This is a genomic window from Staphylococcus capitis subsp. capitis (genome assembly GCF_040739495.1).
GTDB lineage: Bacteria > Bacillota > Bacilli > Staphylococcales > Staphylococcaceae > Staphylococcus > Staphylococcus capitis.
Window position 1 is genome coordinate 147,158 of sequence record NZ_CP145263.1, and the last position, 14,214, is coordinate 161,371.

The window sequence follows — 14,214 nt, forward strand, 5'->3', positions numbered from 1 at the left end:
ATGTAAAAATATAGTAAAAATTATGTAACATAAATGAAATAATTAAAAATCTGTGATAACGTAGAATATGTAGAATTCAAAATTTCTGAAAGGGGTTACAGTTTAATGAAGAAAGTCACTTTATTAAGTAGTGCAGTATTAGCAGGTACGATTGCTTTATCAAGCGTAACAGGAGTAGCAAATGCGAGCGACTATCATCATGGCAACTTCGCTACTTATAAGGAAAAAGTTGAATCACTAAAAAAATTAAAAAAAGATGGAGCTATTAGTAATAAAGAATATAAAGGTAAAATGGAAGCTTTAAAAGAGTTTGATAAACAAGGACGTACGAATATGGGATCTAGACCATATGGTGGTATGCCTCCTAAAGGTATGACTAGTGAGCAATACCGTGAATTAGAATATAATGTTGGTAATGCTAATGAGATGCCTAACTCAGTATTTAACAAGAGAATAGATCGTGAAACACAGAAAATTGCAGATAAATATAAAACTACGATTTATGCACCTCAAAAGACGTTCAAACCACATACTCAACAAACTAAACAAGGGGACCGTCCATATGGTGGTGTAGCACCTAAAGGAATGACAAACGCTCAATACGCAGAATTAGAGAAAAAAGTAGGAAATGCATCACAAATGTCTAAAAAAGCATTTGCGAAAAAAGTAGACCAAGAAACACAAAAAATTGCAGATAAATATAAAACTACGATTTATGCACCTCATAAAACGTTCAAACCACATAAATAAATAATCACAAAAGTAAACAATGTGATTTAATTAAGTAAGTCATAGTGTGTGACATTTAGATAAGGACCATGAAGATAATTTTCAAAATTATGTTTCTGACCCAATTCTAAAAACATGCTATGGCTTTTTATATAATAGAAAACTAATCTTAAAATATATACCATATAATAGAAGAAACACGTTCAATTTGATTTTGCAAAATCAAATTGCAAACAAAAAAGGGCAGGTTCTTGTAATAAGAACTTGCCCTTTAATAAAGTAGCGGAGGGAGAAGGATTTGAACCAACGCGAGCTAAAAGCTCCTACCAATCACGAATGATTGGCCTCTTAAGCCAGACTTGAGTATCCCTCCAAAATCAGAACATTAACTATTATAAAACGCTCATATTCTTTTGTAAAGAGAAAATGTTATTTTCTTTAAATTTATGTAAATACCAATTTCATACACTCATTAATTCCATTGTTTAAATACCTTAACTAGACCAATAATTAAATAGTAAATAAGATCTATAATAATATCCACAAACCACCAAAACCATTCAAATTTTCGTTTTTTCTTTTTCTCTGTGGGTGTTGAACTCATTATTATCCTCCTATTTTAATACTGAAATAAACATAACAGTTACAATGTGATTTTTCAAAAGTCGTCGTTAATATTTATTTCAATAGGGAAGATAAATAAGTAATTAGCACGTGTTGTCACAAAATAGACAAAAATTATGAATATGCATTTCAATTTATCTATATTAAAAAGTATTTTAATTAATCATTTTACAATTGGCTTAATACCACGTCATCTAAAATTGTCTTAATTTTATTATAATGAAAACAAAATGAAAGCTTATGATACTTGAGTTCAAACTCAAAAATTAATTTCTAAATACCTCTTCACAAGTACCATAATTTTTTATAGTATATCACTCATGTTGATTTTTTGAGAAAAAATAATAAGGGAGGAAGCAAAAATGAGAGAAAACAAAATGATGTTCTTCATATTCATGTTAGGAACTTTCACAGTAGGTATGGCAGAATATGTAGTGACTGGTTTGTTAACGCAAATTGCTGACGACATGAAAGTCTCTATTTCAAGCGCTGGTTTACTAATAAGTGTCTATGCAATTAGTGTAGCTGTGATTGGTCCATTCATGAGAATATTCACTTTAAAAGTGCATGGACATCGATTATTGCCTATTCTAGTGGCTATATTCATTGTCAGTAATTTAGTGGGTATGTTAGCTCCTAATTTTAATATACTGCTATTATCTAGATTGATGTCAGCAGCAATGCACGCGCCATTCTTTGGTGTATGTATGAGTGTAGCGGCTGCGGTTGCTCCTCCCGCTAAGAAACCACAAGCAATTGCCTTAGTTCAAGCTGGGTTAACTATCGCGGTAATGATTGGTGTGCCGTTTGGTTCATTTCTTGGTGGATTCGCAAATTGGAGAACAGTATTTGGTGTAATGATCCTATTAGCTATCATTACAATGTTAGGTATGATTAAATTTGTTCCAAAAGTATCATTAAGTGCAGAAGCCAATATTGCTAAAGAATTAAAAGTATTTAAAAATCCACATATCCTTATAGTTATTTCTATCATTGTATTTGGATATAGTGGCGTATTTACAACTTATACTTTTATGGAACCAATGATTAGAGATTTCTCACCTTATAAAGTGGTAGGCCTTACAGTGTGTCTATTTATGTCTGGTCTTGGTGGCGTTATCGGTAATTTAGTTACTGGAAGTATTCCAGAATATAAATTAACTAAAAATCTCTATCTTACGTTTTTATTATTGTTCATCACAATTATTTTATTTGTTACTGTTGTGCATAACGCAGTTTTAGCGTTAATTGTATGTTTCATGTTTGGTTTTGGAACATTTGGTACGACACCATTACTCAATAGTAAAATTATATTAAGTGCTCATGAAGCGCCACTACTTGCGAGTACATTGGCTGCATCTGTATTCAATGTAGCGAATTTCTTGGGCGCAATCATTGGTTCAATTCTATTATCTATAGGTTTACCATATATTCAAATTACATTTATTTCAGGTGGTATCATTATTCTAGGTATCATACTTAACTTTCTTAATAATATTTATGAAAAGAAACACATTACATTCAATAATTAATTAAAAAATGCCTGTTCGCTATCTTTAGCGAGCAGGCATAATTGATTTAATATAAATAAACTTACATCATAAATCACTCTTTACTTATGATCTCTCCAAAATTTCGTATAATCTTTTTTCTCTTCCATATTTAGTTTAATCATGTCACCGATTAAATCATAATCAATCTCTTGGTTCCATTTGATTCTAAATAAATTTTCTGTCTGTGTATAACCACCGTTGGTCACACGTTTCTTAAATTGTTTCAAACAAGCTGCTTCAGGCATAATTGAGAAATGTTGTTTGGCTTTGCTGAAGGCAATTATAAACGTTTCGTTGTACGTGTACATTGGTTGATTCCATTTCACTACCGGTTTTAAATCTGAATATTGTGTTTCAATCCATTCAAATAAGTGTTTCAATTTTTCACGATGTTCTTCATTCTCGATCTCATTTATAAAAAGGTTAAATTCTGACATAACTTGCACCTCTCATTTTACGACTTTGAAATTTACGACTTTAGGTATATGACTCAAGTCGTTAGTTGATAAGTAATTGATTAATAGTTGTGCGCCTTCAATTTGGATGTCTTTAATGATTGGTTTATTTTCATACATATTATAATTACCACCACCAACAGCACGATAATTATTGACGCAAATAGTGTAGCTTTTATGTTCATTTAAAGGCTCCCCATTCACAAATAAATCACTCACTCGTTCTCCTAGAGCACGACCTACATGAATCGTATAATCAATTCCCGCAAAGATATCATAATTAAAATGTTGAGGTTTTGGCTCAAGGAAGTCTGCGCTCACACTTATTTCCTCATCATGCAAATCGAAATAAGCAGCTGACCGTTCAATAGCTAATTTAATATCACGACCTGTAAGTTCGATTACTTTAAATGTGTTAGGAAATGGATAGTTGTTGATGATATCACGCATAGTCACATCTTTATCGAAGCCTTTAGCAGAATCGAAAAGGGCAGTACAAGTAATATCAGCGCCACTACTTTCAAGTAAAATGTAGTTTAGTAAATTAATAAACGGATGAGGCTTAACTCTAGCATCAAAAGCATTCTCAACTCGCATTGAAGTGGGTAAAGTTGCAACTTTCTTATCTAGCCAATCTTCTAAATGAACTCTTAAATTTTGATCTTGTTGATTTATTTCAAAACTTGAACAATCCTCGACATCTAATAAGTGACAACTCTCTATTTGAACGTCATTGTCATGTTCAATATTTAAGACGATTTTTCCAACTTTAGTCCCTCTTGTACCAGGCTGTATGACGGCAGTTTGATTGTAAATGGTAGCAATATCACGATGTTGATGACCAGTAATTAATACATCAATGTCATCACTGAATAAACGCAAAATTTCAGAAGCTTCATTTTCTCCAGTCAGAGCTTCAGTAGGCTCATCAGTTTCTAAATCACGTTCAAACCCACCATGATAACTTACGACTACCACATCACTTTGTTTTCGCAATTCAGGTAATTGTGAATATAGAGTTTCAACAGCACTTTGAAATGTCAAAGTTTCAATGTATTCAGGCTGTTCCCAATGTGGAATAAACTGCGTTGTTAAGCCAATTACACCTATAGTTAACCCCTGACTTTTTATGTAAGTGATACCTTGCCCTGTAAACGGTTCTCCATTTTCAAAAATATTCGCACATAGCATAGGATAATCAAGCTGATGTATGGTTTGTTTAAGATACTTTAGACCGTAATTAAACTCATGATTTCCAATTGTACCGAAATTAAAATTGAAACGATTATAAATATCAGTTAATGGACGACTAGTGGCTAATTCAGAAACTAAATAGTTACACAAAGGGGAACCTTGTAAAAAATCGCCGTTATCTATTTTTATACTGCCGTCATAGTGCGCGCGGTCTTGTTCAATGATATGATTAGCTTTTAATAATCCCATGGGTAATTCAACATCACGATGTGAGAAGTCAGTTGGAAAGATAAATCCATGCACATCACTTACAACATAAAATGCTAATTGAGTCATCCACTTAGAACCTCCTTGAATAAAGAAAAGGTTGGGACTTTAAAAGTTTAAGCTTTGGGAAACTAATTTATGATGTCCCAAAGCGGGATTTTAGCAGTAAAACTTATGGTTCTGCTTCAATCCTAAAACTTTCGTCCCGACCTCTTTTTAAATATTATATCTATAGTGTTAATGAATGTCTGTAGTTGTAACTACTTTTTTACCTTGTTTGAGTCGAATATGAGCATCATTAATATCTTCAGAAACTTTAGCAGTAAGTGTTAATGTTGCTTCTCCATTACTATCCGTTTTAACAGTTTGATCTTTACTATAGCCTGGTTGACTAAATTGGGACCCATCTGATGAGAAGCTACCGATTTGTTTACCTCCATCTTTATAAATACCAACTGTTAAATTATTAATTGTACTATTTGCATCATAACCTTTAAGTTTTACTGTTACTTTAAATGGATGGTTGGGCTGAATGCCTTGAGGTAGGTTGAATTCAGCGTTACCAGTTTGGTCATGATGAGAGTTGCTATTGTCATTAGAGCTACTTTCATCATTATTATCCGAACCACTTTGCGAACTACCGTAACTACCAGGTTTAAAAGTTGAACGGTCATACCATTTATAGCCTTTTTCTGGCTGTGACCAAGGTTCATGTTGAGGTTCAGTGGAATTTTCAGGTTTTTCAAAGTTTAGTAATGGGGTTTTATTATCAATTTTGACACCCGTATCCTTCATTGATTCGTGACTATCTGATTTTCCTAACCAAGTTGTGAGATTTTTTAAAAGTGTTCCATTATCCTGTTCTTTAAAGCCGTCATATGTTTTTTTCGATTTGCCATTATCTTCACGTTTATATTTAGGAGAACTGTCTTCTACAAGTGAAGTATCTCCAATAAATGCAGCCTTACCTTTACCAACTTTTGAAATAGCTATGTAAGGTCCTTCTTTAGTACCGCCACCACTATATATACCTTGGTCTACGGCGTGAGACCATTTTTGTTTATTAGATAAGTTTTCAGGCATATATACGATACCTTTAGCTTTATCAGGATCAGTAATAGCTAGAGTTGAACCTGAATGCATAGATACTGATTTCACATCTTTAGTAATTCCAAAGCTCTCTTTACTAGATACAATATTCTGAGTATTTAAATCGCCTAATGCATTGTATCTAAAGCGAACGCCGAATTGATTAGAAAGCCAATCTGAGCTTTTCACACCTTGCATTGCTTTAGAGTTTTTCTCTCCACTATTCATATCTTTTGTCATATCTTGGTAAGCACCACGACGATATCCATTCATAGATTCAGATGAATCGATTCGATTTAAATTTCTATCTGCATTGTAGTGGTCTGAAATAAATATGACACTACCCCCACGTTTTACAAAGTTAACAATAGCTTGTTGTTCTTTCTCTTTAAATGGATTATTAGCTTCCGGAATTACTAAAATATGAGCATTTTTAAGTGTTTCATTACTAATATTTGCTTCTCCATCTAATTCTTTAACGTTATATCCTTTGTTCTTCATAGAATCTGCATAATCTGAAAATGCACCGTCAATTACCCAGTCTGCGGCACCAGCTGTTTGTGCATGAGAGTTATCGAAAAGCACGGTTTGGTCAGATTGTCCCGAACTTGAAGATGTAGATTGTGTCGTTGCATGAGCTGATTGAATCGTAGTTACAGAAATGGCAGTAGCTAAAACAGTTGAACTTAACACTTTAAATAATTTCATCTCTTTATTTACTCCTCATTAAAAATGTATACCTTTCAAAATTATAGTATAAAAATTGGAGGGTAAGTAGAGACTTAACGATATTTTTACAAAGCCTTAGTAATTAATATAAAGTTTTTATAAATTTAATTAAAATTAAATGCTCATTACTTATTAGATGTGCTAATCTATAAATATGGTTTCTAAAATATACATATTACACTAACTTTTATTGTGAAGGGGACAGTTATGAGAATGAAGAATTTTAAGTTTTTAGTTGTACTTGTATTATCGGTAGTTATCTTTGCGGCAGCGTGTGGGAACTCTAGTTCATTAGATAACAATAAGAAAAGTTCAGATAGTGGATCAGATTCTGGTTCAAGTTCGGGAGATTATAAACCTAAAGAATTAACTGTACAGTTCGTACCATCTCAAAATGCTGACAAACTTGAAGCGAAAGCTAAGCCTTTAGAAAAGTTATTATCTGATAAATTAGGTATTCCTGTAAAAGTATCAGTATCAACGAATTACAATACAATTGTTGAAGCGATGAAGTCAAAAAAAGTAGACGTTGGTTTCTTACCACCAACTGCTTATACGTTAGCTCATGATCAAAAAGCAGCAGACTTATTACTTCAAGCACAACGTTACGGTGTTAATAAAGACGGTTCATCTAATAAAAAATTAGTGGATGATTACAAATCTGAAATCTTAGTTAAGAAAAACTCAGGAATTAAGAGCTTAAAAGATTTAAAAGGCAAGAAAATCGCACTACAAGATGTAACTTCTACAGCTGGGTACACATTCCCATTAGCTACACTTAAAAAAGAAACAGGTATCAATGCTACAAAAGATATGAAGATTGTAAATGTTAAAGGTCATGATCAAGCTGTTATTTCTTTATTAAATGGTGACGTTGATGCAGCTGCAGTATTCCAGGATGCACGAACTATAGTTAAAAAAGATCAACCAAATGTCTTTAAAGATACTAAGATTTTAAAACTAACTGAATCTATTCCTAACGATACAATTTCAGTACGTCCGGATATGGATAAAAAATTCCAAGAGAAACTTAAAAAAGCATTTAAAGACATCGCTAAATCTAAAAAAGGTCACAAAATCATTAGTGAAGTATATTCACACGAAGGATACACAGATACAAAGGATTCTAACTTCGATATCGTAAGAAAATATGAAAAAGATGTTCAAGACATGAAGTAATCAATTATACGATAAATTGAATAGAGTCAAAAAATAGAAAAGCTAGGAGACTGAATGAAAGATGATGATATCAACTATTCAGCTTCTTAGCTTTTCTTTATAAAAGAAGGGTGTTTGTTATGAGTCAAATTGAATTCAAGGATGTTAATAAAGTATATCCTAACGGGCACGTGGGGTTAAAAAATATTAATTTAAACATTGAAAAGGGTGATTTTGCCGTTATTGTTGGTTTATCAGGTGCAGGGAAATCGACTTTGCTACGATCTGTCAATCGCCTACATGATATTTCATCAGGTGATATTACAATTGATGGACAATCCATTACGAAAGCGCGTGGCAAACAATTATTAGAAATGAGACGTAATATTGGAATGATTTTCCAACATTTCAATCTCGTAAAACGTTCAACCGTACTAAGAAACGTACTGAGTGGCAGAGTGGGATATCATCCAACTTGGAAGATGGTACTCGGTTTATTCCCTAAAGAAGATAAAATCAAAGCAATGAACGCCTTAGAGCGAGTGAACATTTTAGATAAGTACGATCAACGCTCAGATCAACTCTCAGGTGGACAGCAACAACGTATATCAATCGCGCGAGCATTGTGCCAAGAATCAGCAATCATTCTTGCGGATGAGCCTGTTGCATCGTTAGACCCCTTAACAACAAAACAAGTTATGGATGATTTAAAGAAAATTAATGAAGAATTAGGAATTACAATCTTAATCAATTTACACTTTGTAGATTTAGCAAAGGAATATGGATCTAGAATCATAGGTCTTAGAGCTGGAGAACTTGTCTATGATGGACCAGCAAGTGAAGCGGATGACGATGTATTCAATCATATTTATGGTCGGTCAATTAACGAAGATGAAAAGTTAGGGGTGGAGTAAAATGGCAACACCTACATCATCAACGAGTAAATATGATCAATATTTAAATAAAAAGATGTCAATTAAAACAAGCTTTACAATTATTCTTATAGCGGTTCTCATCATATGGAGCTTTATTTATACAGGTTTTAGTATTGGAGATTTAATGATAGGTATTCCACAAATTGGTGCATTCTTTGGACAGATGGTACCACCAGATTGGAGTTACTTAGATCAAATTACGAAACCAATGTTAGATACAATTCGTATGGCAATTGTAGGCACATTCTTAGGGAGTATTGTATCAATACCTGTAGCTCTTTTGTGTGCAAGCAACATCGTTCAAACTAAATGGATTGCTATTCCAGCACGATTTATTCTCAATATTGTACGTACAATTCCAGACTTACTTTTAGCAGCAGTGTTTGTTGCGGTATTTGGTATTGGTCAAATTCCTGGTGTTTTAGCATTATTCATATTAACTATCTGTATCATCGGAAAGTTACTATATGAATCATTAGAAACAATTGAACCAGGACCTATGGAAGCTATGACGGCTGTAGGAGCAAATAAAGTTAAATGGATTGTCTTTGGTGTTGTTCCTCAAGCAATTTCTTCATTCATGTCATATGTTTTATTCGCTTTTGAAATTAATATTCGTGCATCGGCAGTTTTAGGACTTGTAGGTGCAGGGGGTATTGGATTATTTTACGATCAAACTCTAGGTTTATTCCAATACAAGAAAACTGCAATGATTATTTTATTTACTCTCCTCATCGTTGTCATTATTGATTTTGTAAGTTCGAAAGTGAGGGAAAAATTAGCATGAATGAACAAAAATACAAACTCAATTCAAAGAGATATCGTGAGAGAATTATAAAAAATTGGATTATTGCAGTTATTGTAGCAGCGATTATTATTTGGGCATTTGCAGGTATGCCAGCTTTAGAATTAAAAAGTAAATCGATTGAAATATTGAAGTCCATATTCAAAGGCTTATTTCATCCAGATCTAGGCTACATATATATTCCTGCCGGTGAAGACTTACTTAGAGGACTATTAGAAACATTTGCAATTGCAGTAATAGGGACATTCATTGCCTCTATTATATGTATTCCATTTGCTTTCTTAGGTGCAAGAAATATGGTGAAGTTAAGACCAGTAACTGGCATAAGTAAATTTATCTTAAGTATTATTCGTGTATTTCCAGAAATTGTAATGGCACTTATCTTTATCAAAGCCGTAGGACCAGGTTCATTCTCTGGAGTACTTGCATTAGGTATTCACTCCGTTGGAATGTTAGGAAAACTTTTTGTTGAAGATATTGAAAGTTTAGATTTTAGTGCTGTTGAATCATTAAAAGCTAGTGGTGCTAATAAAACTAAAACATTAATATTTGCAGTGATACCACAAATATTACCTTCATTTATATCATTAATTCTTTATCGATTTGAACTAAATCTACGTTCTGCCTCTATTCTAGGTCTAATAGGTGCAGGAGGTATTGGTACGCCATTAATCTTTGCACTCCAAACACGTTCATGGGATCGTGTGGGTATCATTTTAATAGGATTAGTGATTATGGTTGCGATTGTCGACCTAATATCTGGTGCTATTCGTAAGCGTATTGTTTAGTCATTTTATCTGAAAATAAGTATGCCTACCGTCTAAAAAGTTATGAATCATAAAAATATATAATAAGACGTCAGGTATACTTATTTTTTAAAAGAAAAAGAGTTTTACGAGCGTAAGCACAAGAGTTGAGTGAGAACGACACGCATGTTAATATGCATGTGCATATAAAATTCGAGGAAGGAGCTTTTAATGATGAATGTACTAGTAATTGGTTCAAATGGTGCAGTGGGCAGAAAAGTTATTTCGCAATTAAAAGACACTGAACATTCCTCTGTAGCACTTGTACGTAAAGAAGAACAAGTAAGTGAACTAAAAGAGTTAGGTGCAGATAAAGTCGTTGTCCAAGATTTAGAGGAAGATTTTTCAAGTGCTTTTGAAGGCGTAGATAGTGTCATATTTACAGCAGGTTCAGGTGGTAGTACTGGTGCAGATAAAACTTTATTAGTAGATTTGTGGGGAGCTAAAAAAGCTGTGGACTACGCTACTAAACATCAAGTGAAGAAATTTGTTCATTTAAGTGCTACAGATAGTGTTGAACCTGATAAAGAAACTGATGTTATGAAACCATATGCCGTAGCTAAACATTTCTCAGATCTTTATATTGAAAATTCAGATCTAAATTACACTATTGTCCATCCTGGCCCACTTCAAAATGAAGAAGGTACAGGTAAAATTAATGCTGAATTAGATATCACAAGAGATCCTAATAGCTATACAATTCCTCGCGAAGACGTAGCAACTGTATTAATCGAAGCTCTTGATGCGTCAGCAGTTGAAGGTAAAGATATCTTCATTCAAACAGGTCAAACTGATATTAAGGATGCAATCAACAATATAAAATAAGTGATATATACTACCCGTTCAAAGTTCATAAAACATTTTGAACGGGTTTTTAATTTAAGGTTATTAGACTTATGTTGAATCATGGTAGTGGTTATTAAGTATTCGTGTCCTAACAACTCGTGATATAATTATAGAAAGCTATTTAATAATAATAGAATTATAAAATGATTGAATATATAAAGTTTAACCTATCTTTAAATGTGAAAGTAGGTTTGAGATCAACGATAGATAAGAGACTGTAATGTTTATAGCGTATAAGTTATAGACTTAAGTTCCCAATTTACATTTCCAAGAACATCATAATAGAATTTACAACTAGAAGGTTTGGAGAACATTTAAATGAAACATTTTTTAAAAATACATAAACATACTCTAAGAGAAAATACATTGATAAGTCTTATTTTTATAATGAGTTTATATAATAAATGGTTGCTACTTTTAGCGATTATTTTATCGGTTCTCTTGTTAAAAAGAGGAATACTTGGAGTGATCCAACTTATTTACCTCTATACTATAAGGAATTTAATGATTTCATTTTTCGACATGAGTGATAGCGCGTATAATCTTACATATGCGATTTACATTCTCATTTATGTTATAGGAATATTTTTCTTAATTAGACATATCAAACGTTGGGTAAGAAGCTATCTGATATTTACCTTTGCTCTAGCTTCAATCACTTTGATGCTAATTTATATCATAATGTCTTTGATTACATCTAATGATCCTCTTTATTCAATAACTAAACTCATTAATTACTTTATTCCATTAATCATTATTGTTACTTTAGTTTATCTTATCAAAGAAGTAGATGAACTTATTAAATGGCTAGCGAATCAAGTTGTAACATTCATTCTTTTTACATTAATACCTTTAGTGATGTCATTAATAAAAGTTCTTTCTCAAGAACAATCATTTAAAGGGTTCTTCAATGACTCAAATACGTTTGCAGTCTTTCTTATATTAGGTTTATTAACTCTCATTATTTCATCTATGAAATATCATAAATTTAACTTCTTCGTCATGTTTGTTATGATGTCGGGAATTTTTGAACTTTATGTAACTCATTCTAAGTTGGCATGGTTTGTATTTATAGTATGTTTATTTCTCTCTTGATTGCTTTTAATTTTGAAAAAGCGTTATAAATATTTAACGATTCCCTTAATAATTTCAATAATTATATTAAGTATCTTTCAACCGTCAATTCATTATTTAATTAAAAGCTTTGTGTTAAATGGTAACTCAGTTAAGAGTGTTTTAATGCCAAAGGATAATCAAATTAAAAATATCGAGAATGTGCTAGAAACACATATGCTTATGGGGAATGGATTTGGTATGTCATTGCACGGTTTGACTAAAAATATGGATATAGAGGCAGGGAATGTGGTTTTTCAACTTATCATGTTTACTGGGGTAATTGGTTTAGCTTGTTATGTGATATATGTATTAAAAGTTATACTGTTAGCCACATATATGTTTAAACTCACGTTTGTGCTCTTTATAGCAACCTTACTGACTAATACCGTAGAAATCGTAATGTTTAACTCAATAAATATCGGTGCTCTTTGTTACATTCTTTGGGTGATTTATCTCAAGGATGGTTTACATAGGGATAGTAAGAATAAAATGGTTAAAAAATCTCTAGAGGTTGATAAAAGAAATATATAATCAAGGTTGTCCTATATACATTTATTTATTAATTTGAAATTTAAATAAATGTATATGTCTTTAGATAAATTGCCAATAATCTAATGAAAAACAATAAAGTCGTCTTGAATTCCTATATATCAAGTCGGCTTATTATATGCATTTTTATGTATATTAATACATCAAGCTAAATTTATTTTATAGCTGAAAACGATTTAAATCCTAATTGATTTACCTATAAAATTAATATAACGCTTTCATAAAAAGAATTTAATTTCAATAGTTATGAGGTAAAATTTTTGTTTATTTTTCGAAAAATCACGCTTATCTAAGCGTCTCATTACACCTAAAGTGTATAAAGATACCTTAACGATATTTTTAAAATTTAGTTATATAAATATTGTGTTAAATTGGTTGCTTTTTACATATAGCGGGTTATATACTTAAGAAAATGAATATTTATGGTATAAATAACTATTTTTTACAAATTTTTAGGGATAAGTGAAAGGTCGATTATGTCAAAAAAGAAAGAGATTTTAACAAGAGTCTTGGCCAAGAAAAAGCCCGGGTCAAACTCTATAAGTCCGGTAAAAACTGGGTTAAAGCGAGTATTAGTGAATTTGAATTATTAAGAACAATGGGAGTGCCTTTTTTAAGTAAAAATATTAAAAAAGAAAGCCAAACTAAAGATAATAAAGGTAGTAGATTCAAGAAGAATGCTGCTAAGACAACGGCCCTAGTCGGCGGAGCGTTCACATTCAACATGCTTCAAGATCATCATGCGTTAGCTGCTTCTGAGACGCCAATGACTTCAGAAATTTCATCTAATAGCGGAACAGTTGCCAATCAAAACTCTACTACTATAAGAAATTCGCAAGCAAAGGTAACGAATAACACAACGTCAAATTCCACGCAGCAAAGTAGTGAAATCAAAAATTCTACTACTAAAACATCATCATCAGAAGTGATAAATAAAAACGAATCTAGTAGCGAAAAAGCTGTAGAAAGCAATCAAAATAGTGAAAGCATAAAAAAAAGAAGCTAGTGAAAGTACGAATAAAGCACAAAATAGCGAACAATCTAAATCATCTTCAGAAAAATCTTCTATAAGTAAATCAACTGTTTCAAATACATCATCCACGAATAATGACAAAAATTCCCAACAACCTAAGAATACATCCACATCAGAAAAAACTTCTCAGGAATCTCAACAATTAAAATCAACATCAGAAAGTTCAAATAATAAAAAAGAGGGTCAATCTAGACTTACTCAACATAGCCAAACAGCAACTCAAAAAGATACTATTAATAACCAAACAAGCACTCATACTTCAGAAAAGCCGACTATTAATAAGAACTCTCAATCAGCAAGTGAATCATCGACATCAAAAGTAAGTA

14 protein-coding genes and 1 tRNA gene are annotated in these 14,214 nt (G+C 32.1%); 10 read left to right on the plus strand and 5 right to left on the minus strand.

The window, feature by feature from the left end:
* Positions 1-105: 105 nt before the first annotated feature.
* A complete protein-coding gene (locus tag V6C74_RS00765) occupies positions 106-750 on the plus strand; it encodes a hypothetical protein (RefSeq protein ID WP_016898501.1) in 645 nt (214 codons plus the stop codon).
* Between the two features lie 262 nt (positions 751-1,012).
* Here the strand turns inward: V6C74_RS00765 and V6C74_RS00770 are convergent.
* Together V6C74_RS00770 and V6C74_RS00775 are read right to left on the minus strand one after the other, a co-directional pair.
* Positions 1,013-1,102, minus strand: a tRNA-Thr gene (locus V6C74_RS00770).
* Between the two features lie 99 nt (positions 1,103-1,201).
* Positions 1,202-1,333, minus strand: coding sequence for a hypothetical protein (locus V6C74_RS00775; RefSeq protein WP_002435053.1), 132 nt, complete (start codon positions 1,331-1,333; stop codon positions 1,202-1,204).
* 382 nt (positions 1,334-1,715) lie between these two features.
* On the opposite strand from V6C74_RS00775, the gene V6C74_RS00780 reads away from it, so the two are divergent.
* Entirely contained in the window at positions 1,716-2,885 is a 1,170-nt protein-coding gene (locus tag V6C74_RS00780) for an MFS transporter (RefSeq protein WP_002454225.1), read from the plus strand.
* An 80-nt stretch (positions 2,886-2,965) separates the two neighbouring features.
* Here V6C74_RS00780 and V6C74_RS00785 read toward each other — a convergent pair whose 3' ends face one another.
* From V6C74_RS00785 to V6C74_RS00795, 3 genes are all read right to left on the minus strand, one after another.
* Entirely contained in the window at positions 2,966-3,343 is a 378-nt protein-coding gene (locus tag V6C74_RS00785) for a DUF1801 domain-containing protein (RefSeq protein ID WP_002454224.1), read from the minus strand.
* A gap of 12 nt (positions 3,344-3,355) precedes the next feature.
* Positions 3,356-4,891, minus strand: coding sequence for a bifunctional UDP-sugar hydrolase/5'-nucleotidase (locus tag V6C74_RS00790; RefSeq protein WP_002454223.1), 1,536 nt, complete (start codon positions 4,889-4,891; stop codon positions 3,356-3,358).
* Positions 4,892-5,059: 168 nt separating this feature from the next.
* Positions 5,060-6,619 carry an Ig-like domain-containing protein gene (locus V6C74_RS00795; protein WP_002454222.1) on the minus strand — a complete coding sequence of 520 codons (1,560 nt, stop codon included), beginning with the start codon at positions 6,617-6,619 and terminating at the stop codon, positions 5,060-5,062.
* A gap of 234 nt (positions 6,620-6,853) precedes the next feature.
* On the opposite strand from V6C74_RS00795, the gene V6C74_RS00800 reads away from it, so the two are divergent.
* From V6C74_RS00800 to V6C74_RS00835, 8 genes are all read left to right on the plus strand, one after another.
* A complete protein-coding gene (locus V6C74_RS00800; protein WP_016898503.1) occupies positions 6,854-7,819 on the plus strand; it encodes a phosphate/phosphite/phosphonate ABC transporter substrate-binding protein in 966 nt (321 codons plus the stop codon).
* Positions 7,820-7,938: 119 nt separating this feature from the next.
* Positions 7,939-8,712: a phosphonate ABC transporter ATP-binding protein gene (gene phnC / locus V6C74_RS00805; protein WP_002435031.1), complete on the plus strand. Its 774-nt coding sequence runs from the start codon at positions 7,939-7,941 to the stop codon at positions 8,710-8,712.
* A 1-nt stretch (position 8,713) separates the two neighbouring features.
* Positions 8,714-9,520: a phosphonate ABC transporter, permease protein PhnE gene (phnE, locus tag V6C74_RS00810; RefSeq protein WP_002454219.1), complete on the plus strand. Its 807-nt coding sequence runs from the start codon at positions 8,714-8,716 to the stop codon at positions 9,518-9,520.
* Positions 9,517-10,326, plus strand: coding sequence for a phosphonate ABC transporter, permease protein PhnE (gene phnE / locus V6C74_RS00815; protein ID WP_002434989.1), 810 nt, complete (start codon positions 9,517-9,519; stop codon positions 10,324-10,326). The genes phnE (V6C74_RS00810) and phnE (V6C74_RS00815) overlap by 4 nt, the downstream gene beginning before the upstream one ends.
* Before the next feature lie 192 nt (positions 10,327-10,518).
* Positions 10,519-11,169, plus strand: coding sequence for an SDR family oxidoreductase (locus tag V6C74_RS00820; protein WP_002454217.1), 651 nt, complete (start codon positions 10,519-10,521; stop codon positions 11,167-11,169).
* A gap of 525 nt (positions 11,170-11,694) precedes the next feature.
* Positions 11,695-12,285, plus strand: a complete 591-nt coding sequence (locus V6C74_RS00825; RefSeq protein ID WP_229716951.1) for a hypothetical protein — start codon at positions 11,695-11,697, stop codon at positions 12,283-12,285.
* 144 nt (positions 12,286-12,429) lie between these two features.
* Positions 12,430-12,837 (plus strand): hypothetical protein, encoded by a 408-nt coding sequence (locus V6C74_RS00830; protein ID WP_016898505.1) that lies wholly within the window; start codon positions 12,430-12,432, stop codon positions 12,835-12,837.
* Between the two features lie 622 nt (positions 12,838-13,459).
* Positions 13,460-13,861, plus strand: coding sequence for a hypothetical protein (locus tag V6C74_RS00835; protein ID WP_064262714.1), 402 nt, complete (start codon positions 13,460-13,462; stop codon positions 13,859-13,861).
* Positions 13,862-14,214: the final 353 nt, after the last annotated feature.

Coding starts and splice junctions, on each gene's coding strand:
- V6C74_RS00765 (WP_016898501.1), top strand. CDS start 106: ATGAAGAAAGTCACTTTATTAAGTAGTGCAGTATTAGCAGGTACGATT.
- V6C74_RS00775 (WP_002435053.1), bottom strand. CDS start 1,333: ATGAGTTCAACACCCACAGAGAAAAAGAAAAAACGAAAATTTGAATGG.
- V6C74_RS00780 (WP_002454225.1), top strand. CDS start 1,716: ATGAGAGAAAACAAAATGATGTTCTTCATATTCATGTTAGGAACTTTC.
- V6C74_RS00785 (WP_002454224.1), bottom strand. CDS start 3,343: ATGTCAGAATTTAACCTTTTTATAAATGAGATCGAGAATGAAGAACAT.
- V6C74_RS00790 (WP_002454223.1), bottom strand. CDS start 4,891: ATGACTCAATTAGCATTTTATGTTGTAAGTGATGTGCATGGATTTATC.
- V6C74_RS00795 (WP_002454222.1), bottom strand. CDS start 6,619: ATGAAATTATTTAAAGTGTTAAGTTCAACTGTTTTAGCTACTGCCATT.
- V6C74_RS00800 (WP_016898503.1), top strand. CDS start 6,854: ATGAAGAATTTTAAGTTTTTAGTTGTACTTGTATTATCGGTAGTTATC.
- phnC (WP_002435031.1), top strand. CDS start 7,939: ATGAGTCAAATTGAATTCAAGGATGTTAATAAAGTATATCCTAACGGG.
- phnE (WP_002454219.1), top strand. CDS start 8,714: ATGGCAACACCTACATCATCAACGAGTAAATATGATCAATATTTAAAT.
- phnE (WP_002434989.1), top strand. CDS start 9,517: ATGAATGAACAAAAATACAAACTCAATTCAAAGAGATATCGTGAGAGA.
- V6C74_RS00820 (WP_002454217.1), top strand. CDS start 10,519: ATGAATGTACTAGTAATTGGTTCAAATGGTGCAGTGGGCAGAAAAGTT.
- V6C74_RS00825 (WP_229716951.1), top strand. CDS start 11,695: ATGATTTCATTTTTCGACATGAGTGATAGCGCGTATAATCTTACATAT.
- V6C74_RS00830 (WP_016898505.1), top strand. CDS start 12,430: ATGCCAAAGGATAATCAAATTAAAAATATCGAGAATGTGCTAGAAACA.